This window comes from Glutamicibacter sp. NPDC087831, from assembly GCF_044742845.1.
Lineage (GTDB): Bacteria > Actinomycetota > Actinomycetes > Actinomycetales > Micrococcaceae > Glutamicibacter.
The window spans coordinates 302,308-327,013 of sequence record NZ_JBIUVH010000002.1 but is presented as its reverse complement, the minus strand read 5'-3'; the positions used below and the strand labels follow the sequence as shown (position 1 = coordinate 327,013).

At 62.5% G+C, this 24,706-nt stretch carries 28 protein-coding genes and 1 pseudogene; 15 read left to right on the top strand and 14 right to left on the bottom strand.

Annotated features, from left to right (window positions below):
* Nucleotides 1-75: 75 nt before the first annotated feature.
* From ACIOJF_RS07990 to ACIOJF_RS07970, 5 genes are read right to left on the bottom strand one after another with little or no spacing between them, the layout of a single operon-like run.
* The gene (locus ACIOJF_RS07990; protein WP_105656415.1) at nt 76-660 is read right to left on the bottom strand and encodes a hypothetical protein; all 585 of its coding nucleotides are present in this window, start codon (nt 658-660) and stop codon (nt 76-78) included.
* A gap of 2 nt (nt 661-662) precedes the next feature.
* On the bottom strand, nt 663-1,214 hold the full coding sequence (locus ACIOJF_RS07985) for a DUF6286 domain-containing protein (RefSeq protein ID WP_105656416.1): 552 nt from the start codon (nt 1,212-1,214) through the stop codon (nt 663-665).
* Nucleotides 1,211-1,582 carry an Asp23/Gls24 family envelope stress response protein gene (locus tag ACIOJF_RS07980; protein ID WP_146112224.1) on the bottom strand — a complete coding sequence of 124 codons (372 nt, stop codon included), beginning with the start codon at nt 1,580-1,582 and terminating at the stop codon, nt 1,211-1,213. The genes ACIOJF_RS07985 and ACIOJF_RS07980 overlap by 4 nt, the downstream gene beginning before the upstream one ends.
* 5 nt (nt 1,583-1,587) lie before the next feature.
* Complete coding sequence (locus tag ACIOJF_RS07975; protein WP_181148776.1) at nt 1,588-1,764, bottom strand: hypothetical protein; 177 nt, start codon at nt 1,762-1,764, stop codon at nt 1,588-1,590.
* 24 nt (nt 1,765-1,788) lie between these two features.
* Nucleotides 1,789-2,319 (bottom strand): Asp23/Gls24 family envelope stress response protein, encoded by a 531-nt coding sequence (locus tag ACIOJF_RS07970; protein ID WP_286134072.1) that lies wholly within the window; start codon nt 2,317-2,319, stop codon nt 1,789-1,791.
* Nucleotides 2,320-2,417: 98 nt separating this feature from the next.
* On the opposite strand from ACIOJF_RS07970, the gene ACIOJF_RS07965 reads away from it, so the two are divergent.
* Both ACIOJF_RS07965 and ACIOJF_RS07960 read left to right on the top strand, forming a co-directional pair.
* Entirely contained in the window at nt 2,418-2,960 is a 543-nt protein-coding gene (locus tag ACIOJF_RS07965) for an RNA polymerase sigma factor (protein WP_133833920.1), read from the top strand.
* Nucleotides 2,957-3,532, top strand: coding sequence for a hypothetical protein (locus ACIOJF_RS07960; protein WP_105656419.1), 576 nt, complete (start codon nt 2,957-2,959; stop codon nt 3,530-3,532). The genes ACIOJF_RS07965 and ACIOJF_RS07960 overlap by 4 nt, the downstream gene beginning before the upstream one ends.
* Here ACIOJF_RS07960 and ACIOJF_RS07955 read toward each other — a convergent pair.
* Entirely contained in the window at nt 3,529-4,800 is a 1,272-nt protein-coding gene (locus ACIOJF_RS07955; RefSeq protein ID WP_105656420.1) for an MFS transporter, read from the bottom strand. The two genes, ACIOJF_RS07960 and ACIOJF_RS07955, sit on opposite strands and share 4 nt — an antisense overlap.
* Before the next feature lie 364 nt (nt 4,801-5,164).
* Nucleotides 5,165-5,947, bottom strand: a complete 783-nt coding sequence (locus tag ACIOJF_RS07950; RefSeq protein ID WP_105656421.1) for a carbonic anhydrase — start codon at nt 5,945-5,947, stop codon at nt 5,165-5,167.
* Nucleotides 5,948-6,217: 270 nt separating this feature from the next.
* Here ACIOJF_RS07950 and ACIOJF_RS07945 point away from each other — a divergent pair, with 270 nt between their 5' ends.
* The 7 genes from ACIOJF_RS07945 (at nt 6,218) to ACIOJF_RS07915 (ending at nt 13,892) form a co-directional block, all read left to right on the top strand.
* Nucleotides 6,218-6,853 (top strand): TetR/AcrR family transcriptional regulator, encoded by a 636-nt coding sequence (locus ACIOJF_RS07945; protein WP_105656422.1) that lies wholly within the window; start codon nt 6,218-6,220, stop codon nt 6,851-6,853.
* Nucleotides 6,854-6,857: 4 nt separating this feature from the next.
* Nucleotides 6,858-8,462: a carboxyl transferase domain-containing protein gene (locus ACIOJF_RS07940; protein WP_105656423.1), complete on the top strand. Its 1,605-nt coding sequence runs from the start codon at nt 6,858-6,860 to the stop codon at nt 8,460-8,462.
* A 15-nt stretch (nt 8,463-8,477) separates the two neighbouring features.
* Nucleotides 8,478-10,526, top strand: coding sequence for a biotin carboxylase N-terminal domain-containing protein (locus ACIOJF_RS07935; RefSeq protein ID WP_402741435.1), 2,049 nt, complete (start codon nt 8,478-8,480; stop codon nt 10,524-10,526).
* Nucleotides 10,523-11,047: a MaoC family dehydratase gene (locus ACIOJF_RS07930; protein ID WP_105656425.1), complete on the top strand. Its 525-nt coding sequence runs from the start codon at nt 10,523-10,525 to the stop codon at nt 11,045-11,047. Before ACIOJF_RS07935 ends, ACIOJF_RS07930 begins: the two co-directional genes overlap by 4 nt.
* Complete coding sequence (locus ACIOJF_RS07925; protein ID WP_181148777.1) at nt 11,040-11,840, top strand: CoA ester lyase; 801 nt, start codon at nt 11,040-11,042, stop codon at nt 11,838-11,840. The genes ACIOJF_RS07930 and ACIOJF_RS07925 overlap by 8 nt, the downstream gene beginning before the upstream one ends.
* Nucleotides 11,841-11,906: 66 nt before the next feature.
* A complete protein-coding gene (locus ACIOJF_RS07920) occupies nt 11,907-12,410 on the top strand; it encodes a hypothetical protein (RefSeq protein ID WP_105656426.1) in 504 nt (167 codons plus the stop codon).
* 180 nt (nt 12,411-12,590) lie between these two features.
* On the top strand, nt 12,591-13,892 hold the full coding sequence (locus ACIOJF_RS07915) for an MFS transporter (protein ID WP_402741434.1): 1,302 nt from the start codon (nt 12,591-12,593) through the stop codon (nt 13,890-13,892).
* Between the two features lie 92 nt (nt 13,893-13,984).
* Here ACIOJF_RS07915 and ACIOJF_RS07910 read toward each other — a convergent pair whose 3' ends face one another.
* On the bottom strand, nt 13,985-14,422 hold the full coding sequence (locus ACIOJF_RS07910) for a DUF6069 family protein (protein ID WP_105656428.1): 438 nt from the start codon (nt 14,420-14,422) through the stop codon (nt 13,985-13,987).
* A 98-nt stretch (nt 14,423-14,520) separates the two neighbouring features.
* Nucleotides 14,521-14,931: a DUF6069 family protein gene (locus tag ACIOJF_RS07905; protein ID WP_286134073.1), complete on the bottom strand. Its 411-nt coding sequence runs from the start codon at nt 14,929-14,931 to the stop codon at nt 14,521-14,523.
* A gap of 786 nt (nt 14,932-15,717) precedes the next feature.
* Here ACIOJF_RS07905 and ACIOJF_RS07900 point away from each other — a divergent pair.
* The gene (locus tag ACIOJF_RS07900) at nt 15,718-15,963 is read left to right on the top strand and encodes a hypothetical protein (RefSeq protein ID WP_105656430.1); all 246 of its coding nucleotides are present in this window, start codon (nt 15,718-15,720) and stop codon (nt 15,961-15,963) included.
* A 79-nt stretch (nt 15,964-16,042) separates the two neighbouring features.
* Nucleotides 16,043-16,513, top strand: a complete 471-nt coding sequence (locus ACIOJF_RS07895; protein ID WP_105656431.1) for a hypothetical protein — start codon at nt 16,043-16,045, stop codon at nt 16,511-16,513.
* A 169-nt stretch (nt 16,514-16,682) separates the two neighbouring features.
* Here the strand turns inward: ACIOJF_RS07895 and ACIOJF_RS07890 are convergent, their stop codons facing one another.
* Both ACIOJF_RS07890 and ACIOJF_RS07885 read right to left on the bottom strand, forming a co-directional pair.
* Complete coding sequence (locus tag ACIOJF_RS07890) at nt 16,683-17,009, bottom strand: DUF202 domain-containing protein (RefSeq protein WP_105656432.1); 327 nt, start codon at nt 17,007-17,009, stop codon at nt 16,683-16,685.
* Nucleotides 17,009-17,392: a YidH family protein gene (locus tag ACIOJF_RS07885; protein ID WP_402741433.1), complete on the bottom strand. Its 384-nt coding sequence runs from the start codon at nt 17,390-17,392 to the stop codon at nt 17,009-17,011. Before ACIOJF_RS07885 ends, ACIOJF_RS07890 begins: the two co-directional genes overlap by 1 nt.
* Nucleotides 17,393-17,541: 149 nt before the next feature.
* Between ACIOJF_RS07885 and ACIOJF_RS07880 the strand changes: the two genes are divergently transcribed.
* Entirely contained in the window at nt 17,542-18,588 is a 1,047-nt protein-coding gene (locus ACIOJF_RS07880; RefSeq protein WP_105656434.1) for an MBL fold metallo-hydrolase, read from the top strand.
* A complete protein-coding gene (locus ACIOJF_RS07875) occupies nt 18,585-19,934 on the top strand; it encodes an MFS transporter (protein WP_402741432.1) in 1,350 nt (449 codons plus the stop codon). Before ACIOJF_RS07880 ends, ACIOJF_RS07875 begins: the two co-directional genes overlap by 4 nt.
* A 44-nt stretch (nt 19,935-19,978) precedes the next feature.
* Here the strand turns inward: ACIOJF_RS07875 and ACIOJF_RS07870 are convergent, their stop codons facing one another.
* Nucleotides 19,979-20,896, bottom strand: a complete 918-nt coding sequence (locus tag ACIOJF_RS07870) for a LysR substrate-binding domain-containing protein (RefSeq protein WP_105656436.1) — start codon at nt 20,894-20,896, stop codon at nt 19,979-19,981.
* A 145-nt stretch (nt 20,897-21,041) separates the two neighbouring features.
* On the opposite strand from ACIOJF_RS07870, the pseudogene ACIOJF_RS07865 reads away from it, so the two are divergent.
* Nucleotides 21,042-21,287, top strand: a pseudogene (locus tag ACIOJF_RS07865) (MBL fold metallo-hydrolase); the annotation flags it as partial.
* 99 nt (nt 21,288-21,386) lie between these two features.
* Nucleotides 21,387-22,082 (top strand): hypothetical protein, encoded by a 696-nt coding sequence (locus ACIOJF_RS07860; RefSeq protein WP_286134074.1) that lies wholly within the window; start codon nt 21,387-21,389, stop codon nt 22,080-22,082.
* Nucleotides 22,083-22,199: 117 nt separating this feature from the next.
* Here the strand turns inward: ACIOJF_RS07860 and ACIOJF_RS07855 are convergent, their stop codons facing one another.
* Both ACIOJF_RS07855 and ACIOJF_RS07850 read right to left on the bottom strand, forming a co-directional pair.
* On the bottom strand, nt 22,200-23,429 hold the full coding sequence (locus ACIOJF_RS07855) for an acyl-CoA dehydrogenase family protein (protein WP_105656438.1): 1,230 nt from the start codon (nt 23,427-23,429) through the stop codon (nt 22,200-22,202).
* Nucleotides 23,430-23,457: 28 nt separating this feature from the next.
* The gene (locus ACIOJF_RS07850) at nt 23,458-24,684 is read right to left on the bottom strand and encodes an acyl-CoA dehydrogenase family protein (protein WP_181148778.1); all 1,227 of its coding nucleotides are present in this window, start codon (nt 24,682-24,684) and stop codon (nt 23,458-23,460) included.
* Nucleotides 24,685-24,706: the final 22 nt, after the last annotated feature.

The window sequence follows — 24,706 nt, the reverse complement described above, 5'->3', positions numbered from 1 at the left end:
GCATTCCTACTTCCCCAAGAGATGCGGCACGATGCCCGTGCCGTTAATGGCTATTTTTTGTTTTCCTGGGCCGGCTCAGATGAGCACGGCCTTATTCGAATCCTGCTTTTCCGGCTTCTGGAAGCTGAACGAGATGTGCTTGCGGGAGAAAGGCACCCCCAGCACCATTTCAAGGTCAGGTACCACGCGGCCATTGACCAGCTCGATCCCTCGATTCGCCGGAGCGTCGGCGCGCAGGGTGAATCGCGCATAAAGCACGGGTTCAGCTGCATTGCCGCCAATTCGAACGTTCGCATCCACGATTTCCGGTTGCGTTCGAGCGGCCGTTTCCGCGGCTTTGGCTATTACCGAAGTCTCGATCTCGCTGACTCCTTCGCTGCTCGATTCGTATCTGAATTCATGCGCCGATGGGCGGCGCGGAATGGCAGTGATCAGCACCGCCAGCGAGAGCACGATGCCGGCAATTCCGAGCGCGAGTCCCAGTGGCAGCAGGTACTGCTGATCGATCGGCAGGCTGCTGGCAATCCGGGCTTGGCCGAGGCCAGCGCCTTGGCCAAGCCCCCACCAGACTGCTGCGAGGCCCGAGGCACCGGCCGCCAGCAGGACCAAACCGAAGATTGCCAGAATAAGTCGTTGGCGCACCACATGCGTTCTGAACATTTCTAGTTTCCCCCTCGGCGTTGCACTGAGACCTTGACCTTGGGAGCGCGCTGCAATGGCAACCCGTCGATCACACGCTGCGCCCGCGCCTGCGCGTTTTCCCGCACGCGCTGAACCGAGTGGGCTGGAGTCTGCACGGTAACCTGGACCAGGGCCGGGCTGGTTTTCACGCTCGCGCGGGTCACCGAATCGGTTCGCTCGACCTCATGCCCCACCAAGGTTGATATTCCACGGCATGAGATTGCCTGTTCCGACCCCGCTGAAGGATCATCGGTAGTCAGCAGGATGCTCTGCCGGGGCCCTGGAATGAGCGCGCTGAGCAACAGCAGCAGACCGAGCACCGCAAGAACCACCATGGCGATCACTGCCAGGTTGTCATTGAAGCGCAAGTTGCTGACCGCGTTAATGCCCTGCTGGGCAAAACCGGGCCATTGTCCGCTGGTCAAACGCAGCAGGCAGGATAGCGCCAGGAGAATGCTCGTGGCCAACACGACGATGAAGCTGATCATCAAGGCCAGGGTGCGGGCACTGCGAACGTGCCAGAACCTGCTCATCGCAGCCTCCTGTTGCTAGTTCCTTCATCCGGCGTTGACATCCAGCTCACCCGTATATCGGTTTGCACCTGCTCAACGCCCAGATACTTGCGCAGATCAGCCGCAACCATGTTCCGCACGTCTTCGCAGGCTTGCTGGACATTGCTCGGATAGCTCAATCCAAGGTCCAAATCGACCACCACTGCACTTCCAAGCACCTCGGCCTTGGCCTTGGGCCGGCTGTCAAAATCCTTGTACTTCCCCAACCCCAGGATCCCACCCGCGGCAGAGCCGACAACTGGCACCTTATAGGCTGCTTGGGCAGCGATTTTTGAATAGACGGCCGTGTTCACCGTGGTGCTTCCACGGCTAGAGGACAGCTCTGCCATCTGCTTCACCGCCGACGTTTGCTGAACACTTGGCCGAGGTCAACCCTGTCCTGCAAAAGCCATCCGACTCCAGCGCCGATGATGGCGAAGAATGCCACCACCACGAACTGCGTGAATGATCCGAAGGCAATCAGCAATCCGGCTAGGCAGCCGATGGCCAAACCCCACTTGACGTGTAACATGTTCTGCTCCTTAGATGAGGACAGTTATTTCAGGCCATCGCGGGGCTCGGCGTCATCGTCATCGTCTTCTGGCAGGTGCACGTCGGTGACTTCAATGTTTACCTCGATGACTTCCAGACCGGTGGCGCGTTCAACCTGGGCGATGATATTCGAACGGATCTCGTTGGAGACCTCAACGATCGAGAACCCGTAGGAAACTACGATCGACACGTCGATGGCGGTCTGCTGCTCGCCCTTTTCGACGCTCACGCCTCCGGCCGCGTTGGCTTGGGCACCGGGGATGCGTTCGGCCAGCGAGTTGAAGGTCCGGCGGGCGGCGTTGCCCATGGCGTATACGCCGGAAACTTCGCGGGTGGCGATGCTGGCAATCTTCTGGACCACACGGTCTTCGATGGTCGTCTTGCCCAGTTCGGTGTGCAGCGGACCGCGCAGCTCTTCGTGGACCGGCGTGTCATTTGCGGCCTTTGCCTTGGCCTGGCGTTCCAGCTCTTCGCCGGTTGGCTTGATGATTGGCCCTTGTGAATCGCGTTGCACCATGATGGTCTCCTCATTCATTGAACGGATATTTTTGTGCCTTACACTCATACAGACGAGAGCTACAGATTAATCCTCACACATTACGAGTGTGATATAGATCACTTAAGGAGGGGTGTTTGGAACCGACCCGGTTGACCGTGCTTGTTGGTCGTTCAATGGAGGGGGACCCCGAGGCCTTCGGCGAACTCGTCACCGCGCTGACACCCGGCCTGCGCCAATACTGCAAGACTTTTTTCAGCAGCTGGCACGATGCGGAGGATGCCACCCAGGATGCCTGGATCCGCGCGTGGCAGTCATTGGGCTCGCTGCGCGAACGTGCCGCGTTCAAGACTTGGCTCTACCGCATGGCACGAAATATTTGTCTTGATCGCATCCGCCAGCGTGCCAATGACCAGCAAACCGTGGATGATGAAGTGCTAGAGCAAACCCCAGTCCCTGACCGTGAATTGCCAGAAAACGTCGCCGTGCAACGCGGCGAGATTGCCGATGCCTGGCAGATCATCAACGGATTGCCTTCGGCGCTTCGCCAGGCGTTCGTACTGGTCGCGCTCCAAGGCATGAGCTATAAGGAAGCGGCCCTGGTGACCAACGTTTCAGAATCAACTGTGCGAGGGCGACTCGCACGGGCACGCAATGCAATCAGCGAGGCGGTGTCATGAAAACCCTTCCCTGCGGACGTACTACCGAAGACGTTTTGCTGAACCTGGATGAACCTGCAGATCTGCACGAATTGCAGTGCCGGTGGTGCCACGCCGAACGGCAGCGGCTCAAGGACCAGAACGGATTCATCACCCAACTGCTGCACAGCTCGACCCCGGAGCACCAGCCTGAAGCATTCTCGCAGCGAATATTGGGCAAAATAGCCGAGCACTCGCCGTTCCAGCGGATGTGGGATGTGCAAGATGCGGGCACGGGACTGGCCAAACGCGTATCGTCCCTGGAATTAATCAAGGCGATTCGAGCGGCATTTTCCGAGTCGCCGACAGCGCAATTGAACTACATGGAGATCAAGGCGACTGACACGCAGATTCCCCACCTTAACTGGAGGGTGCAATGCCATGTCAGCATGGCTGGGGATAGTTCGGTCCAGGTTATCGAGCAGCAAGTCCTTGACTATGTTCGCTGTGCCATCAGCCCGTTGATCAGCTGGAGGGAACTGGTAGTTAATCTGGTCATTGAAGACCTGCACGGAGAAGCCATCGAGTCCATCACGCTTCGGGGCGAAAACTAGCTACGGCTTCCTTGCTCCCCTGTTCCATCGCTCCGCGGGCTTTTTCCACGCAGCACTGGCGAGCAAGCAAGCACCACAAGTCCCGCAATGGGGAACACCATCAGGGCCATGCGCAACCCGAAGTTCTCGGCAAGGAAACCAACTAGCGGTGGCGAGAACAAGAAGCCCAATCGCATGAGCCAGGAGACGATGCTCAGCCCAGTTCCCGGAGGCAGGCCGGGCAGCTTGTCGGCCTGGTCCATCACCGCCGGGACCAGGGTTGCCGAGCCGAATCCAGCCGCGGCAAATCCCAGCAGCGTGCCCGGAACCGTGGGGAAGAACAACGCCAGACCCATACCGATTGCTATTAGCGCTCCCCCGAACTGGGCCATGCCGCGCTGGCCAAAGCGGTTGACCATGCCATCGCCGAGAATTCGGCCAATGAACTGGGCCCCGACCAGAGCGATGAACCCGCTGGCCGCCAGCGCCGCTGGCGGCCCCAGCTGGCCAAGATACAGCGTGGACCATGAATTCCCGGCGTCTTCAACCATTACTCCGGCTACGGAGATCAAGACCAGGGCGCTCATCATCAGCAGCAGCCGTCCGCGGGATCCTGCGGGGGCCGCGGCCCGGGCAGTTCCGGGTGCAGGTGGTGCAACAGGTTCTATGACCGCCAGTTCGGCGGATCGAGGCAGGCAGAATTTCAGGGCAGTCAGTGCCACCGCGGCGAAGAGCACCATCGATATGCCCAAATGCACTGGCAATGCCAAGTTCATCTGGATCGCTCCGGCGGCCATCAAACCGCCGATCACCGCTCCGACAGACCACAATGCGTGGAAGGAATTCAGTATCGAACGCCCATAGCGCCGTTGCACCACCAGCCCGTGCGCGTTCTGCCCGACATCCGTAATCGAATCCATGGCGCCGCCCAGGGCAAAAGCCAGCACGACCAAGACCACGCCCGGCGCGCTGCCGGCGGCCAGCAAGGCAGCACCGGTAACTATCGTGCCCACGACGGCAACCTGCGCGGAACCAAAACGGCGCACCAGCGCACCTGCAGCCAACCCTGCAAGGATTGCCCCAACAGGCCATGCGGTGACCAGCAAGCCGTAGCCGGCGGTGTCCAATTCCAGTTCCCGCTTCAGCTCGGGAAGGCGCGGCGCCATATTGGCAAAGAGTGCTCCGTTTGTGAGGAACAGGGCCGCGACTGCAGCGCGGGCGCGGGAGTTGACGCTGGATTCGCTGGCTGCCATGGGGCCTTTCACTGCACGTGCATGCGGATTCTTCACGGGGAATGCTTCACTAGCATCCAGCGTCGAGAGTACCAGTGCACCTGCTGGCAAATCCCGAAACCGTGCCGAAAGGCCCGGGAATGGGTGTTTTGCGTCTGACCAGCTGCATCAGGATAGCGGCGAGCTGGCCATCCGCCGGTATTCGCGTTTCGGCTGCAACCTTGGAAGCCCAGCTGGTCCAGTAGCTGGATCGCCCCGTTCGCCAGATGCCCTGCCGCCGTGGAGCCTGCGCTCAGCGTGGCCATAGGCATTGTCAATATCGTAGAAACAACCTCAGCGAGGGTGCGAGTGATGATCGCAGAAGTTCCCGCCGGTTCCACCGGCGGGAACTTCTGGTTAATTCGCAACCGGAAAATCGGAGCTAGCCATCGAGCCAGCGCACTTCTCCGCTGTCCAGGTCGTAGACAGCTGCCACCACCCGGGTCCGCTTTTCTTGCACTGCCTCGCGAATGATGGCAGATCGCTCCAGTAGCTGCTCGGTGACGGCACGGGCATTGGCCTGCACCACTTGGTCCACCTCTTCGCTACCCGAACCTTCAACTTTTGCCTTGCGTGCTACAGGAGCAATCTGTTCAGTGAAGTCGACCATCTCGCCGGGCAATTGCGGATTCTTGGCATCTTCTTCCATTGCCTTCAAGGTGCCCGCCACCGCACCACAGGCCGTATGGCCGAGGATCACCAGCAACGGGACCGAATAGGGACTGGAAACAGCGAATTCCATGCTGCCAACCAAGGTGTCATCGAGCACTCCGCCGGCGGTCCGGGTGACGAACAGGTCTCCGATCCCCTGGTCGAACAGGAGCTCGGGGGTCACGCGGGAATCCACGCAGCCGTGGATCAGGGCGAAGGGGTTCTGGTGCTCGGCCTGCTCGCTGCGCCGTTCAGTTGCTTGATTGGGGCGTTCTGGCATGCCGTCGGCGTAGCGCTGGTTCCCGGCGCGCAGTACCTGCAGCACTTCATCGGGGGTCTGCGGGGGTCCGGCGAGGTTTGCCCTGTCCGCGTCCGTGGCCTGCGGTGATGCGCAGGCTGCCAGTCCGGCCAGGGCAATGAGCCCGGAGGCACCGGCGAGCAGGCCGCGGCGCGACGGTCCGGCTGGGGTTGGGTTTTGGCGGTTGAGGAAACGTGGTTCAGGTTGCGGCATCATGCCTTCCAGTGGCGTCTGATCAGCTGCCCAGCAGAATTAACTAGAGCTTGAAAGTAAATAACATCAGGCAGTCTAGTGTTTTGCATTTGATTCATAAATAGCAAACGTCATATTTCGGCCCCTTTTGACATGAGCGTTGCATGAGGTGCGGATGGCAGCGCCACTCGGTGTCCCCGTCCGCGGAAGATGGTGATTGACACCACACTTTTTCTTCGGTTGGATGGAAGCAGTCAATCGATTGATTGGCTCTTGAGTCACAGGGTGGTGTCCATGGAACTGGGAAAGGTCCAGCAAGCAGCCGTAGCCTGCTTTGCCCAGCGCGGTTTCGCCGCCACCGGCATCCGCGAACTAGGCAGTGCCGTAGGACTGAACTCGGCGACCCTCTACCATTACGTCGGCGGCAAGGAAGACCTGCTGGTGGGCATCATGAACGACTGCCTGGCCGCCATGATCTCCGGTGCCGAGCAGGCGCTGGCCGGCAGCAAGGACCCGGTACGCCAGCTCGCGTTGCTCGTGGCCTTCCACGTGGGGTTCACCGCCACCAATCCCAGCACCGCACGTGTCACCGAATACGAGATGCGCGCGCTATCGGCCAAGGCCCGCGAGCAGATGCAGGAACTGCGCGACGCCTACGAGCAGCTCTTCGCCGACGCGCTTCAGGCCGGTGAGCGCCAGGGCAGCTTCAGCACCGTGGACCTGGGCATCGCCCGCTTGGCACTGATGGAAATGGGGACCGGTGTCTCGCACTGGTACCGCAAGGACGGCCGGCTCACACTGGCCCAAGTGCAGTTGAACTTCATTTCCCTGGCCATGCGCATCCTGGCCGTGCCCGACGAATTCCCGTTGCCTGCGCAGCAGCTGCCCGTACCCCGGGTGATCGCCAGCGAACCGACCAGCAAGGACTGACTTCGTGAAGACCCTCTCCTCCCACTTGAACCCCGAGCAGTTCGAGCGCAACGCCGCCGACCAGGCACCGCTGCTGGCCGAACTGCACGAACGGCTCGAACGCGCTGCGCGCGGCGGCTCCGAGAAGTCCCGGCAGCGCCATGTGGATCGCGGCAAGCTGCTGCCCCGCGAACGCGTAGACGCGCTGCTGGACGACGGCTCGCCCTTCCTGGAAATCGCACCGCTGGCCGCCGAGGACATGTATGACGGCGCCAGCCCCGGCGCCGGAATGATCGCCGGCATCGGCCTGGTGCACGGCCGCCACGTGCTGGTCATCGCCAACGACGCCACCGTCAAGGGCGGCACCTACTTCCCGATGACGGTCAAGAAGCACCTGCGCGCCCAGGAAATCGCGCTGGAGAACAGCCTGCCCTGCATCTACCTGGTGGATTCGGGCGGGGCGTTCCTGCCCATGCAGGACGAGGTCTTCCCGGACCGCGAGCACTTCGGGCGCATCTTCTACAACCAGGCGCAGCTCTCCGCGAAGAAGATCCCGCAGCTGGCCGCGGTGCTCGGTTCCTGCACCGCCGGCGGCGCCTACGTTCCGGCAATGAGCGACGAGACGGTCATCGTGCGCAACCAGGGCACCATCTTCCTGGGCGGACCACCGCTGGTGAAGGCCGCCATCGGGGAGATCGTCACCGCCGAGGAGCTGGGCGGCGGCGACCTGCACGCCAAGACCTCGGGCGTGGTGGACCACCTGGCCGAGAACGACGAGCACGCGCTGATGATCATCCGCGATATCGTCTCCACCCTGCCGGCCAACCCGGCCCCCGCGTGGACCATCGAGAGCCAGGTCGCCGAGCCGCTCTACCCGGGCAGTGAACTGGCCGGGGTGGTGCCGGTGGATGTCAACGCGCCCTACGACGTGCACGAGATCATCGCCCGCATCATCGATGCCAGCGAGTTCCACGAATTCAAGGCCGACTACGGCACCACCCTGGTCACCGGCTTCGCGCAGATCCACGGGCACCGGGTAGGCATCATCGCCAACAACGGCGTGCTGTTCTCCGAATCCGCGATGAAGGGCGCGCACTTCATCGAGCTGTGCGACCAGCGCGGCATCCCGCTGCTCTTCTTGCAGAACCTCGCCGGATTCATGGTGGGCCGCGACTACGAGGCGGACGGCATCGCCAAGCACGGGGCCAAGATGGTCACCGCCGTGGCCACCGCCCGGGTGCCCAAGCTGACGGTGGTCATCGGAGGCTCCTTCGGCGCCGGGAACTACTCGATGTGCGGCCGGGCCTACTCCCCGCGCTTCTTGTGGATGTGGCCGGCCGCGCGCATCTCGGTGATGGGCGGGGCCCAGGCCGCCTCGGTGCTCTCCACGGTCAAGCGCGACGGAATCGAGTCGGGCGGCGGCAGCTGGAGCGCCGAGGAGGAGGAATCGTTCAGGGCCCCGATCCGCGAGCAGTATGAAACCCAGGGAAACCCCTACTATTCCACCGCCAGATTATGGGACGACGGGGTCATCGACCCGGCAGATACCCGCCGGGTGCTCGGCATGGCCCTGGATGTCTGCGCCCGCCAGCCGCTGCCGGAGACCAGCTTCGGCCTCTTCCGGATGTAGTACGAGGAAAACACCATGACTACGAAGCTCTTTGACACTGTCCTGATCGCCAACCGCGGAGAAATCGCGGTGCGCATCATCCGTACCCTGCGGGCGCTGGGCATCGAATCGGTCGCCGTCTACTCCGATGCCGATGCCGGGGCGCTGCATGTGTCCGAAGCCGATCGCGCGGTGCGCATCGGCGCGGCTGCTGCCAATGAAAGCTACCTGGATATCGACGCGGTGATCGCCGCTTGCCGGCACACCGGTGCCCAGGCGGTGCACCCGGGCTATGGGTTCCTCTCCGAGAACGTGGACTTCGCCCGTGCGCTGGAGGCTGCCGGCATCACCTTCATCGGCCCGCCGGTGAACTCCATCAATCTCATGGGCGACAAGATCCGTTCCAAGAACCATGTCCTCTCCCACCAGGTGCCGGTGGTTCCCGGCATCGCCGAACCCGGCCTCGGCGATCAGCAGCTGCTCGCCGCTGCCGCGGACGTCGGCTTCCCGCTGCTGATCAAGCCTTCGGCCGGCGGCGGCGGCAAGGGCATGTTCGCCGTGGATTCCGCCGCAGAACTGTCCGAAGCGCTGGCCAGCGCCCGGCGCACCGCACGCAATGCTTTCGGCGATGACACCCTGTTCCTCGAACGCCTGGTGCGCAATCCGCGGCATATCGAGGTGCAGATCCTGGCCGATGCGCACGGGAACACCGTGCACCTGGGCGAACGCGAATGCTCCTTGCAGCGCCGCCACCAGAAGGTCATCGAGGAAGCCCCGGCTCCGCTGTTCGAGAATCTGGAGCACGGCGCGGCGATCCGCGAGCGCATTGGCGCCGCCGCGGTGGCCGCTGCGCAATCGGTGGGCTACGTCGGCGCCGGAACTGTCGAGTTCCTGGTGAGCGACCAGAACCCCGACGAATTCTTCTTCATGGAAATGAATACCCGCTTGCAGGTGGAGCACCCGGTCACCGAGGAAGTCGTGCGGGTGAACGGCGCAAAGCTGGATCTGGTCCAGTGGCAGGTGCGCATCGCGGCCGGACAGCCACTGGACTTCACCCAGGACCAGGTGGCATTGGAAGGCCATGCCATCGAGGCCCGGCTCTACGCCGAAGACCCGTCCTCCGGCTTCCTGCCCTCGGTGGGCACCGTGCTGCACGTGCGCGAGCCGGAGAATGTCCGGGTGGATTCCTCGCTGCGCGACGGCCTGGCGATCAGCGCCCACTACGATCCGATGCTTTCCAAGCTCATCGCCTGGGGCCCGGATCGCACCGAGGCGCTGGCCCGCTTGGATAAGGCACTAGCCAGCACCGTGGTGCTGGGCGTGCTGACCAACAGCGAATACCTGCGGCTGCTGCTGGCCGACGAGGATGTGGCCGCCGGAGCCCTGGACACCAACCTGATCGAGCGGAAGATGGACCAGTTCGCCTTCCGCCAGGTCGGGTCCCGCGAACTGGCACTGGCAGCGCATCTGGAGGATCGGCGCATTCCAGCCGCGAATACCCCGTGGGGCCTGCGCGACGGCTGGCGGTCCCAGCATCGCCGGGCCAGCATCGGGCACTTCGACGTCGAGGCCGCCGAGGGCAGGACCGCATTGCTCAGGGATCCCGATTCGAGCCGGGTGCGCGTGGGCGCCGAAGAATTCACCGTGCGGCAGGAACCGGATGGAACCCTGTCCGTCAACGGCCAGCACACAGCACTACAGCATGCCTTCGCCGCCGATGGCACGCTGTGGCTGTGCGAGGAAGGCTGGACCGCGGCGGTGCGCAAGCTGCCCCGCGAAGAAGTCCTCGAACGCCAGCTGGCCACCATCGCCAAGCAATCCGGGACCTTCTCCCCGCATGTCCTCTCGCCCATGCCCGGCACCGTGATCAACGTGCAGGCGGCCGATGGCGATGCGGTCGCCGAAGGCCAGCTGCTGCTGAGCATCGAAGCGATGAAGATGGAGCACCAGCTCTTCTCCCCCGCGGACGGCATCGTGCGCATGACCGGGTTGAAGACCGGGGATCTGGTCAAGGCCAAGCAGGTCGTGGCCACCGTGGAAGCAGCGCAGCCATCCGAAGCACAGCATCAGGAGCAGGACGCATGAGCGAGCAAACCCACAAACGTGTCGAGCAGCGCGGCCTCTACTTCGATGAGCTGCAGCTGGGGGCCACCTACGTGCACAAGCCCGGGCGCACCCTGACCGAAGCGGATAACGTCGCGTTCACGACGATGACCATGAACAACCAGGGACTGCACCTGGACGCGGCATGGGCATCCACCCAGCCCTTCGGCAAGCCGCTGGTCAACTCCCTGCTCACCCTGAGCACCATGATTGGGCAGTCGGTGGGCCAGCTGACCGAGGGCACCATCGTGGGGCAGCTGGGCATCAATGACGTGCGCTTCCCGCACCCGATGTTCCACGGCGATACCCTCTACACCGAAACCGAGATCACCGCACTGCGCGAATCGAAGTCCCGCCCCGGGCAGGGCCTGGCGTCCATGACTCACACCGGCCGCAACCAGCACGGCGACATCGTTGCCACCGCCACCCGCACCTGCCTGATGTGGACCCAGCAGGCGCACTTGGATTCGCTGGAACCCAAGGGGGAAAGCTCCAATGGCTAGCTTCCTGATGGGCCCTTCCCTGCTGTTCTGCCCGGCCGACCGGCCCGAGCGCTACGCCAAGGCGGCACAGCGTGCCGATGCGGTCATCATCGATCTGGAAGACGCTGTGGCTGCCGGGAACAAGGACGCGGCCCGCCGCGCCTTGCTGGATACGCCGCTGGATCCCGCGCGGGTCATCGTGCGCGTGAACCCGGTCGATAGCGAGCACTTCGCCAAGGACCTGGCAGCGCTGGGGCAAACGGCCTACCGCACCGTGATGCTGCCCAAGTGCGAATCGGCGGCGCAGCCGGCCGCGCTGGCAGGCTACGACGTGCTGGCACTGTGCGAAACCGCCAAGGGCATCACCAATGCCTCGGACATTGCCGGGGCGCAGAATGTCGTCGCGCTGATGTGGGGCGCGGAAGACCTGATCGCCTCGCTCGGCGGCACATCCTCGCGCGGCCACGATGGCAGCTACCGCGAGGTGGCACGGTTCGCGCGGTCGCAGGTGCTGCTGCATGCGGTGGCCCAAGGCAAGGCCGCAATTGATTCCGTGTACCTCGATATTCCAGATCTCAAAGGCCTGGGCGAGGAGTCCCGCGATGCCAAGGCCTCGGGATTCGCCGCGAAAGCCTCGATCCACCCGAACCAGATGCCGGTCATTCGCGAGGCGTTCGCACCAACCGAAGCAGAACGGGAACGTGCCCGGCGGATCCTCGACGCCGCGGAGGCGAATCCCGGAGTTTTCGCTTTCGAAGGGCAGATGGTCGATGAGCCGCTGCTGCGCCAGGCCCGGGCCACCTTGGGCAGATAAGCTGTTTCCCGCCATGGGCTACAGTGTGTAGCAATGACCGCCGACAGCTGGCCAACGGAGGTTCAAATGCCTGTCGTGAAGAAACCCGGAGCCGATACCCTGGTGTATTTCTGGTTTGCGGTGGGGTTGGCCGTGCTCGGCATGGTCATCCAGCAAATCGGCGCCGTCATGATGTTCAACGGCTCGCTGGAGCTGAACGTCCTTGAAGTGACCACGCTTCACCTGGTCGCCTGGGGCTGCTATGCCGGATCGGCCATCTTCACCATCGTGGTCATGCACAAGGCCCTGGCCATGCTGATTTATCTCGTGCACCAACGTCGTCCGCTGCCGCCACGCAGGATGCCGGTGATCCGCGATGCCCCGGTGACGGCCCAAACCGCCGAGGCAGCCGCAACAGGCCAAGCCTCCGCTGCCCCATCGTCCATGGCCGATCCGCTGGACCAGGACGAACCGCCTTCCGGGGCCAAGCTAAAAACCTTTCCGCGGCAGGCGCTGGGTGCAGTGCAGCCGCAGGACCGGCACCCTCGCAGCCGGCGCCAGAACCCCAGCAACGGCAACGACCCCGCATAGCGAATAAGCAGAGCCGATCAGGCGCAAAAACTGAGTCTGCCGCGCTTCGCCATGCACAGCTAATCCCGGCGAGGCAAGGCGCTCCACCTGTTTCGGACATCAATATTTGTTCTTCGCACGTCACGAACTCCAACGCCTGTTAGCGCCGGTGCAATTCTTAAAGCAACACCCAGAAGGAGCATGCGATTGAACTCCCCGAAGCCATTGCGGATCCATCGAGCCTGGCTGGTCGCCATCGTGACCACGCTGGCGCTAGTCGCCACGGCGGCGTTCCGCTCGACCACCGGCGCGTTCTTTGAACCACTTGAATCCGAATTCGGCTGGCTCCGCTCCCAGTTATCGACCGCGGTGACCATCAACCTGGTGGTCTACGGCCTGGCAGCTCCTTTCGCCGCGACTTTGCTGGAACGGTATTCCATGCGCAAGGTGGCTGCCATCGCTCTGGCATTGGTGGCCTCCGGAGCCGGATTGTCCGTGTTCATCAGCCAGATCTGGCAGTTGTGGGCGCTCTGGGGTGTGCTGGTTGGACTGGGCACCGGGGCGATGGCGTTGGTTTTCGGTTCTGTGGTTGCCAACCGCTGGTTCTGCGAACGGCGCGGCCTGGTGATGGGCATCTTCTCCGGCGCGAATGCCGCCGGCCAGCTGGTGTTCCTGCCAAGCATTGTGCTGATCATCGAGCAGTACTCATGGAGGGCCGCGGCTCTGGTTGTTGCGGTCTTCGCGGTGCTGATCATCCCGTTGCTGCGCTGGCCCTTCGCCAATTCCCCTGCCGAAGCCGGTGTACTGCCTTACGGCGGGGCCGGAGCTGCAGCCGCGCCGGCATCCGGAACGCAGCAGGGTTCGATGGCTGCCGCGACTCTCAAGGCCCTGTTCGCGGCCTCACGCTACCCGGCATTCTGGGTCTTGGCGATGACCTTCTGGATCTGCGGATGGTCTACCAACGGGCTGGTGCAGACGCACTTCATCCCTGCGGCGCACGACCATGGCATGCCGGCAACGACCGCTTCCGGGTTGCTGGCGCTGGTTGGCATTTTCGATATCTTCGGCACGGTGTTCTCCGGGTGGCTGACCGACCGTGTACGCCCGTGGCTGCTGCTTGCGGTGTACTACGCGTTGCGCGGACTGTCCCTGATGTTCCTGCACTCGCTGATGGGTCCAACCGTCGAGCCGCTGATGTGGATCTTCATTGTCTTCTACGGTTTGGACTGGGTGGCCACCGTGCCTCCTACCGTGATGCTCTGCCGCCAGTACTTCGGTCCGGTTAGAGCCACCGTGGTCTTCGGCTGGGTCTTCGCCTTCCACATGATCGGCGCAGGCGCCGGCTCGCTGACCGCAGGGCTGTCGCGGGAAACCACCGGCAGCTACCTGGCCGCGTGGATTACCGCTGCAGTGCTGTGCCTTGCGGCAGCCGTCAGCCTGCTGTTCTTGCCGCGCATGCGCAAAGCCTACGAGCATCCTCAGCTCGAGAAAGTTGGGGTGTAGCCCGAATCAGCACCAGCAGCTCTCACGGCTTAACGGAAAACCTCGCAGAACAGATCATTGCTGATCGCTCTGCGAGGTTTTGCTTTTCGTGCTTAGACGAGCGCTACGTCCTTGGAAGGAACGTGGAGCTCCTTGTTGCCGTAGTGCACCGAGAAGAACCAGCCGATACCGGTCACGATATGGATCAGGGACAGGCCCACAGCGGTAGCGGCATCTGCTGCGTTCATGATCGGGAAAACGATCGAGACTACCGCGATGAGCAAGCCAGCCCACTGCGCGATCTTGCAAATGCCCTTGTTTGCCCGTCCGATCAGGAAGACCACCAGGCCGAAGAACAGAATCGGGATCAACGTGAACTGCAACAGGTGGTCAAAGGCGACAACATCAGTTGAATTAGGACCAATCCGGCGGGATGCCCCAGCGGCGCCAGACAGGAAGAAAATGATGACATTCAGGTAGCTGGTACCCAGCGCACCGATAATCACCTGAATGAAATTGAATGGGCTATTGGGTTGTCCCTGAGACGTCATGGCACTCCTAGAATTGTTGATAGTTCGCAACTATTCTATTCCCGAGTGCCTGTGCCACGGCTCTCAGGAGCCCGTGAGAACCGCGACACTTAGCAGGGCTATAGGTTTTCCAGGGCCGCGATCTCGTTGAACTTCCTATTCGAGTAGTTCACCGCGATATACCAAGACGCTGCAACAACCAGGTGCATAATCGCCAGGGTCAGCGCGGTCCCCCAGTCCTCGGCGAAGAACCACTGCACCACCGCTGAGGTCAAGACGGCGGCAACGCCGACCCACTGGGCGATGCGGCAGAAGCCCGGCTTGGCCCGGCCGATCAAGAAGGTCAGGAAGCCGAGAATGAGAATGGGCAGGGCAGTGAATCGCACGATGTGGATGAAATCCAGGTTCCGGAATAAGCCTCCGGAGTACTCCATGGATGCGCCGATAACCCTGGCAACAAAATAGGCCAAGGTGCTAAGCCCCATGGCTCCGAAAGCCGCAATAACCACCTGGGCGAAATTGAACGGCATCTTGAATCTAGCGTCAGCCTGCATCGCGAATCATCCCATTTTACAGCGAATTCGAGCTGGACCGGTATTTTCACTGTACGCGTATTCCCGCCCGTTGGACCCCGAACTCCGGAACATTCAAGATCGGGCCCCGCATTAGCCGATGGCGGTTTCCGCTGGCCTCCCGCGCCATGGCCCGGACCGCGACAGGGTGACGCCCCTCGGCAACACAAGCCGTTGCAGCCGCGGGCACCCTTCGTCGCTTCACTTGGCCATTTTCCGGTCCACAATCGGGAAACCGGAGTAGACTGGAATTGGATCTAACTTCCGTAGAAATGCCGTCATCGGAAGCACTTCCTACCGGCGTAGAGCTTTTGTGCCCTCCTCATTGCCGAGGACGGCGTTCAGATTAACGCAGCAGTGTTGAACCGGGATCTTTATCGAGGCGGCTCGAATTAACTGCCCGTTTCCTTGCGCTTCTTCCATTTGCCCGATAAGGGTTGCCCGCCAGGAACGAATCACAGTTTTGCTCCAGCAGCCCACAGACCGGTTCGGTCCGCTAGTGGCGAATCATGCAACCAGCACAGCCGGACAATACCTTTGAAGCCGACAGTGCAAAACGGCAGTACGCGCACAACTGCCGCGGTCCCCGCGATGCCCAACTCAAGAAATGGTACGGCGTTTCCCGTGGAACCGGCCTTGAACTGCAGCACCGAGGGCAGAGCACGGCAATAAAAACGACTATGCAGCAACGGAGGGAATGTCATGAACAAGCCGAACAGCTGTCCGAGGTGCTACAGAAATACCTTGGTTGAAACAGAAACCCGTCGATTCGTCGATGATCAAAACCAGCTCAAGAGATGGGACAACGAAGGCGGCCACGAAGCTGGCCAGCGCCAGGACATGCTGGTAACGATGCGTGAAGTGCTCTGGACCTGCACCTCATGCGGATGGCGCAAGGTTGCCTACAGTTCGCAAGAACCACTACAGGGACCAGAGCGCCGCGTGGACATCTTGCCTGCTACGGGCCAAGCAACCCTACGGCAGGCCTAGCTGAGCTGGCGCCAGGCGCTGCTGCCCACGGCAGAGCACCCTGGTCGCCGGCATGGAACGGACATGGAAAGGAAAAGCCATGATGGACTTCTCCCGCACTCTTGGCAAGAAGCACCAGCCGCTGAAGATAGGCCCGGTGCTCATGAACTCTCTGCCGGGAACTTTGCTCAGCGACAAGGCGCCCGGCGCGTACCGGGTTACCGCCGTTTTCAACCGCCAGCCCGCAGCCGAGGAAACAGAGTTCTTGACCAGCGATTTCATGCGCGGCCAACTCGATGCCGCCGGCTACCCTGATGCCGTTCTGAGCGCAGCTAACCGAAGATTGGAAATTTCCAACACCTCCCTGGAACAACTGCGTGACGGATTGGCAGCATTAATTGCCCGGGAGATGGCTCTCGCCGGAAAGAAGTTCGAGGCTGATAGGGACGAAAGAAATTCCCAGTTCCACAAGGATATCGATGCGGAGTCACAGCGTTATGCAGCGGTGCAAAAGCTCGCGGAATCGGTAGCATTCAGCTCCGCGGAGATTCTCGAGCTCCATGGGCCCTGACCCTTCGGTAAATCCGGGTCCCAGCACCGGTACAGCTAGAGCGCCTGGACTGGCTGCACCGGCCCGGGCATTCGCAATAGGGCCGGAACAGCACTCGCACCGCGCCTGCAACTCCTCTGGCCGCTACTGCCGCAGCCTCGATAAACCTGCGCCTGGCGAGCACCCGGAACTAGGCGCCGAGCACAAGGATGATCGCGCAAGCGCCTAGAGCCAGCAGCACCGCTGTTGTCAGCAGCACGGCGAGAACATCCGCGCTGACGCGTTCAGCCTTCACGCCTTGCGCCATTTTCCGGTACCGGGCACGCTGCGAGAGCAGAATCCCGAATGCCATCGAGGAAGATATCGCAATCAGCAGGATCACGGCCAGGCCATAGTGCGGAAGCCAGCGCAGGAAGACCGCGGAAACCACGAGAAATGAAACCATTGTCCGGTTCCACGCGAAGACGGTGCGCTCTGGCTGCAACCCCGGGTCGCTGATCTCGATGGGCTCTTTCATCACGAGCTGAGGGACCCGAAAATCATGGCGATCGCCGCCAGTGAGGCCACCACGGCACCGAATGCCAGCAGCGGGACAATGGCGGGAATCGGCAACGGCCTGCCGGTGCGCATGCTGCGTTCCACGCGGACCCAGCGCACGGCTGCACCGGCAGCAATCAGGATGCCGACGCCGATCACCAGCACCGCCAGCCAGGTGCGAACTGGCGACGGGAAGGCCTCTGCGGCGAATGCCTCCAGCGCTGTGCCGCCCGCGAGGAAGGCTAGCGAAGTTCGAATCCAGGCCAAGAAGGTGCGCTCGTTGGCCAGCGTGAAGCGCGGGTCAGGCTCACTGCCCCGTGGCAATATCCAGCGTGAAAGCCGGCTGCGATCTTGCTCGGACATGACCCTCCTTGGTTTGCGTCGATGCTATGAGCATACCCAACCTATTATCGGCTAAACCTATTTAGTTGGTTGATAAAAACAGTTTTACGAATGTGATCCAGCGCATAAGAATTGAATGCAGCACTTGAACCAAAGAAAGGGCGCATTCCATGGCCTCCACCAATCTCAATCCCCACGTCGTTACGCTGGGCACCGCCGGCGGACCCCGCTGGTGGACTGGCGAGAACGCCGGCAAGCGGGCGGGAATTTCCACCGCCGTAGTCGTGGGCGAAAGCGTCTACCTGGTGGATGCCGGAACCGGCGTGGGCAACCAGCTGATTAAAGCCGGCTTCACCCCTGCGAACCTTCGCGGCATCTTCCTCACGCACTTGCACTCCGATCACACCATCGACCTGGCTTCGCTGGCCATCTTCGGAATGTTCACCCTGCCAGCGGGCAAGGCTCCGATTTCCATCATCGGCCCCGGCGACCGCGGCGCCCTGCCACCTGCCTCCCCGCGCGCAGTGACCGCCCCGCAGCCGCTCTACCCGCAGAACGCGACTCCGGGAACCGCCTCGATGTTCGACCACCTGATGCAGGCCTACGCCACGGACTTGAACGACCGCGTGATCGACGCCCTGCGTCCCTCCCCGCTGGACCACTTCATCGCCTCGGACATCGAGATTCCGGCCGGCACCGGGTACCACCCCAACGAGAACCCGACGCCGAAGGGGTTCACGCCGTTCGAGATCTACCGCGACGAGCTGGTCACGGTGACTGCAACACTGGTCAAGCACCCGCCGATCGCTCCGGCCTTCGCCTTCCGCTTCGATACCGCAGAAGGCTCGGTGGCCATTTCCGGAGACACCGCGCCCTGCCAGAACCTGGTGGCCCTGGCGAAGGATACCGACCTGCTGCTTCATGAGGCCATCGACTTCGACTGGGTGCAACGCGCCTACGGTTCGGTTGGCACCTTGGAAGCCCAGGCTTCGATGGACCACCACCGCGCCTCGCACACCTCGCCGGAGCAGGCGATCGAGATCGCGCACGAGGCCGGGGCGCGCACTCTGGCCCTGCACCATCTGGTCCCCGGAACTACGCCTTTGCAGGTCTGGGAAGCCCACGCCGCGAAATTCTCCGGCAACTACCTAGTGCCCAACGATCTGGACACGATATCCTTTTCCCGCGTCAACAGTGAAATGGCGGCAGTACGATGAGCAGCACCCTGAATAATGGCAACGGCGTGGAGGCACAAGCGTTGGTTCCCTCGCTGAAATCCCCGCAGATGCGCCGGATCCTGGCTTCCAGCTTCATCGGCAGCGCAATCGAATTCTACGATTTCATCCTCTACGCCACCGCGGCCTCGCTGGTCTTCAACAAGGTCTTCTTCGTTGGCCTGACCCCGGGCGTAGCCATCTTCGCTTCCTTTGCCACCTTGGCCGTGGGATATCTGGCCCGACCGCTGGGCGGCATCGTGTTCGGCCACTTCGGCGACAAGATCGGCCGCAAGGGCGTGCTGATCACCTCGATGGCGATGATGGGCGGTGCCTCGACACTGATCGGCCTGCTTCCTCCCACCGCGCAGATCGGCATGCTGGCCCCGATCGCGCTGATCATCTTGCGCATCGTCCAGGGCCTGGCCGTGGGCGGCGAATGGGGCGGGGCCATGCTGATGGCACTGGAGCACGCGCCGAAGGAGCGCCGCGGCTTCGCGGCGAGCTTCGCGAACATGGGCGGCCCGGCCGGCGCCGTGATGGCCACGTTGGCAGTCTCGGCCGTCTCGCTCATGCCCAATGAGCAGTTCCTGGCCTGGGGCTGGCGCATTCCGTTCCTGATCAGCATCGCGCTGGTGGGCATCGGGCTGGTCATCCGGCTGAAGGTCACCGAGTCCCCGCTGTTCCTCGCGTTGGAAAACAAGGCAGAAGAGCGCAAGACCCCCTTCATGGAGGTCATCACCAAGTACCCGAAGTCCGTCATCCGCGGAACCCTGGTGGGCATGAGCTCCTACACGGTGCAGGGCCTGATGACCGTCTGGGCCATCTCCTACGTGGTCGAGGAAGTCGGCATGGACCGCACTGCGGTGCTGAACATCAAGGCCATTGGCGCCGCGTTGACCGTGGTGGGCATCTGGGTTTCATCGCGCTATTCAGACAAGCTGGGCCGCCGCCCGGTCATGATGGTCGGCATCCTCGCCGGCGCCGTGGCCGCCCTGCCGATCATGTGGATGCTGGAACTGGGCCAGCTGTGGCTGTTCGCCATCGCGCTGTTCGTGGCCAACGGCATCATCCAGGCCTTCATCTTCGGGCCGTTCGGCGCGTTCACCGCGGAGCTGTTCCCAACCCGCATCCGCTACACCGGCGCTTCGCTGGTCTACCAGCTCTCCTCCACCGTGGGCGCGGGTTTCACCCCGATGATCATTGCAGGCCTGGTGCTGCTGGGCGGCGGATCGCTGTGGATCGCCGGAGCCGTTTGGGCCGCCGCATTCATCGTCGCCGCCCTGGCCATGCGCGGCATCAAGGAAGGCCGCGACGCCGACCTCGAGGCCGAGGAAATGAGCCACTAGCCTCCCGACTGGCTGGAGCGCAGGCCGGTTGGAACCTACGGGTTCTAACCGGCCTTGCGCTCTTTCTCGGCTCCGGCTTCCTCGCAGAAATCCAAGAACGCGCGCAGCCGCAAGCTAGGGCGGTCCGAAGCGGTGTAGGCCACGCAGATATCGCTCACGCCAACCTCGCCCTCGATCTCCAATACCGACAGCGGCAAGCCGTCGTAGCTCAGGTTGACCGGCGGGCGCTGCACCAGAACGGTATAGCCCAAACCCCGAGCCACCATCCCGCGCACCGCCTCGAAGCTCTGCGAACTCCACCGCACCTTGGGGTCCAAGCCCGACATGCGAAGATTCACCAGCTGGTTATCGCGCACCGTGGGGATGTCCAGGGAGACGAAGTCGTCGTCGGCCAGTTCGCTCAAGGCGACGGAGGTGCGATCGGCCAGCCGGTGATTGCCTCCCACCAGCACATAGGGCCGGCCCGACATCACCGTACGCGAAGAGACCTGCGGCAGCAGGTGGCGGGTATGGGTGAGCACCGCATCCAGGTGGCCCTTGAGCATACGCTCCTGCAGGTCGGCCCCGTCCCCCTCCACGAGGGTGACCTGCAAGTCCGGGTGCACATTGGTGAAGCGTTCGCAGATCACCGGGATCCAGAAAGCGGCCAGCGAGGAATAGCAGCCGATCACCAAAGGGCCGGAGAGCTTGGTCTGGCGTTCGACAATCTGGTCCTGCACTTCTTCGGCATGGCGCACCAGGGCCCGCGAGTCCAGCAGGAAGTCGGTGCCGACAGCCGTGAGCACCACGCCGCGGGCACGTCTGCGCACCAGCAGCTGCGAGCCGACGGCGCGTTCCAGCTCGTCCATGGACTGGGACATGGCTGCCTGGGAAATATGGCACTGCTTCGCTGCGGCGGAGATGGAGCCGAGTTCAGCGACGGCGACGAAGTACTGCAGCTGGCGCAGGGTGTAGTTGATCACCCGCCCAGTCTAGCCAGCGGGCAGCGGACCGCTGCCAACTAGAAAATGTTATGAGGCGAATAATCTATTATTCCTTGACTACTTCATTGCCTCCGCGGATGATGGCATCAGCTTGCCGATGAAATAACCCGTCTACAGGAGACAGATGAAGCCAGTGATGAAGACCGGAATGCATGCAGTGGCGCTTGGAACTGCTGGCGGCCCGCTATTGAGGCCGGATCCAGGAACCGGTCACCGTCGCGGAATTTCTACCGCGATCGTTGTGGACGGCCACGCTTACTTGGTGGATTGCGGCCATGGCGTCGGTTTGGGCCTGGCTGAGATCGGGATTCACCCCACTGCCCTGCGCGGAATTTTCATTACCCATCAGCATTCAGACCACGTCATTGACCTGAATTCCGTCATGGTCCTGGGCGGCCTTGGGTTCCGCGGCACCGAGGGTCGGCAGGTTCCTGTTTTCGGACCGGGTGATCGAGGAGTGCTGCCCTCGATGCAGACAGCGGCCGAAGAGCCGGAAGCCATATTTCCGCAGTCGCCCACACCCGGGACCAACGCCATGGTCAACTTGCTGCTGCGCGCCCATGCGACAGATCTCAACGATCGCCGACGGGATTCGGCGGCACCTGATATTTCGGATATTTTCCATGGCGTAGATATCGAGATTCCCGCCGGCACAGGCTTCCACCCCAACCACAGCAACCATCCGGACATGGCGCCTTTTGAAATATACGCTGATCGGCATGTAAAAATTAGCGCTATCCTGGTCCAGCACCAACCTATCGCTCCGGCATTCGCATTCCGCTTTGATTCGAGATATGGATCGGTCGTGGTTTCCGGCGATACAGCGCCAAGCGCAAATCTTGCGCGCCTGTCCAAAGGCTGCGACTTGCTGTTCCATGAAGCTATTGATCTGGAGGCCATGGCTCGTAGCTACCCGCATGCTTCATCCTCCGAACTGGAAGCGAGCATGGGACATCATCAGCGCGCGCACACCACCGCAGAAGACGCAGGTCGAATCGCCCAGCGGGCTGGAGCACGGAACTTGGCGCTGCATCATTTGGTTCCCGCTGGATCTGGAATGGAAGTTTGGCAGCGGGCTTCGAAACAGTTTTCTGGCGGCCTCTTCGTGCCCCGCGACTTGGATATCTTCCATATCGCAAGTGGCACGGTTACCCAGGTGCGCTAGGGCCAAGGCCGGCAGCTATCCGTCAGGCGACTGGAACGATGGTCGATCAATTGCCCCGGGCCGACGACCACGGGCCCAGCATCGGCAAAGAATGCTGGACCCGCAAGACCATGGAATCTACTTTGATGCACCAATCGCCCACACGCGCGGAAGCTCGGTGCCATTGACCGCCAGGTCGCCAATCAACCGCGCCTTGAACACCCAGGGGTTGTGGTTGCCGGCGGTACGGGCATTGCGCCAGTGCCGGTCCAGGTTCTTGGTAACGCTCGTGGCGCTGGCGGCCAGCGCATCGAAAGCGTGGGTGATTGCGTTGAGGACCAATGGCGTGAGCACCACCTGCGCCTGGGCGCTGGCCAGCTCTGCCGCATCGTTGGCTGCTTCGTCCTCTTCCCCGGTCACCTCGCCGGTGTGCAGCGCCTGCGCAGTTTCATAGGCTCCCTGCAATGCCGTCGACACTCGTTCCACCGTTGCCGCGGCAGCGAAGGCCGCCGCGGAGACCTCGCCGATCACCTGCAGCAGCTGCGGGTCTTCGGCCGCCAGATTGGCCGCGGCATGGCTGAAGGTCCGCTTGCGCGCCTTCAGCTCGGCGGCGAAGTCGCGCTCGGCTGCTTTGGCGGAGCCGGCCAGAACAGCGAGCAGCACCTGCTGGTAGAAAGCTGTCTGGTACTTGAAACGCGTATCGAAGTCGATGAGGTCTTCTTCGGCGACAATCGCATCGGTGAAGGTGGAGGTGCCGGTACCCGTGGTGCGCTGGCCGAAGCCATCCCAGTCATCGGCCAGCTCGACGCCGGGCTGGTGGCGGTTGACTGCGGCGATCACGCGCTTTCCGGTGTCGGTGCGCTCTGCGTAGGTATCGAGCCAGTCGGCGAAGATCGAGCCGGTGGAGTAGTACTTGGTGCCGTTGAGCTTGAATCTTCCCTCGCCGTCCGGGGTGACCTTGGTGATCACGTCCCCGACCTTGACGGTGCCGACCTCGGTCCAGGAGTTGCCCACCAGTTCTCCCGCCACGAAGCGGGCCAGCCACTTGTCGCGCCCCTGACCGGGGGCCGCAACCAGACGGTCCTCGACGAAGGCGAAGTGAGCGCGCAGCGCTTGGGCAATATTGGAATCCGCCGCCGCGAGATCCACGAAGAGCTCGAAGAGTTCGGGCAGCGTAGCACCGGCACCCCCGTGCGATTCCGGGACCCGAACCGCGCCAAAGCCGGCAGCGGCCAGGTCCGCGACCTGCTGGTAGGGCAATTCGCCGGTGCGGTCGCGTTCAGCTGCACCCTGCGCAATGCGCGCGAAGAGCGGTGCGAAGCGGTTTTTGAGGCCTGCGAGTCGATTGCCAGTTGCAAGTACAGTCATCGTTCAGTCCAATCCGGGAGAAGTTTTCTTAGGTGTACAGCGAGAGCGGCTGGGACTCTCCGCGCAGGAAGTAGGCGCCGACCTCGATCTTCTTGTAGTCCACTGGGTCGTGCAGCGAATGGGTGCGCACATTGCGCCAGTACAGGTCCAGGCCCACCGAGTTCGCAGTCGAAGATGAACCGGTCACCTCGAAGATCCGGTTCGCCACATCCACTCCCACCTCAGTGGAGACCACCTTGGCTTCAGCAATTTCCACGGCCAACGCCGCTCGTTCGGGCTGGGTGACTTCCCCGGCCTTCGAGAGCAGGGCATCGAATTTCCGGCCCAGCTTCTCGGTCAGCGCCGCCACTGCTGCAGTGCGGGCTTTGAGCTCTCCGACGGTGCGCTGGAAGATCGGGTCCTGCGAGTAGGTCTCTGCCTGCGAGAACAGCCAGGCGTTCTTGCGGCCCAGCAAGATCTGCTTGCCGCGCTCCAGTGCTCCCTGGGCGATGCCCAGGTAGAAGTTGGCGAAGGCCAGCTGGATACCGGGGGTAAGCAGGGTGGAGACCGGTTCATCGGTGACGAATCCCAGCAAGTCCCCTGCTTCGAGCCGCACGTTGTGGAACTTCAAGGAATTCGACGCGCTCAGCCGCTGTCCCAGGTAGTCCCAGTCGTCAACGATTTCCAAGCCATCGATATCGCGTGACAGAACCAACGCGAGAATCTGCCCGTCGTATTCTCCGCCCTGGACCAGCGCGTTGATGACGATGACCTCGCCAACACCGGAACCCGTGGAGAATCGCTTGGCTCCATTCAGTCGGTAGCCGTCCCCTTCGGCGCTCAGCGTCAAATCCGGATCAACTGGATTCACCGAATCGCCCCAGAGCCAGCCACCTTCCACGGTGCGCTGCCACCATGCCCCTTGCGCTTCTGCTGGGGCGTAGAACGCAATGCCGGACTGGTTGATGTAGTGGTAAGCCAGCAACTGCGAGATGGAGCCATCGGCTGCGGCCAGTATGCGGACCGCTTCGAAAGCCGTTTCCCAATGGGCTCCGGCTCCGCCGAATTCTGCAGGCACCAAGAGATTGAGCAACCCGGCTTCGCGCAGCAGCTGCACTTCGGCGAAAGGCTGGGCGTTCTTTCGGTCGCGTTCGAGCGCGTCAGCCGCCAGCTTGTCAGCTACTTGCTGGGCGACGTCGCGCCAATGAGCCAGTTCAGCTTCATCAGCAGTGCCGGTGTAGGGCACGCGCGGCAATTGGGTATCCAGTACAGTCATCTTCGTTCTCCTCTTGGGCTAT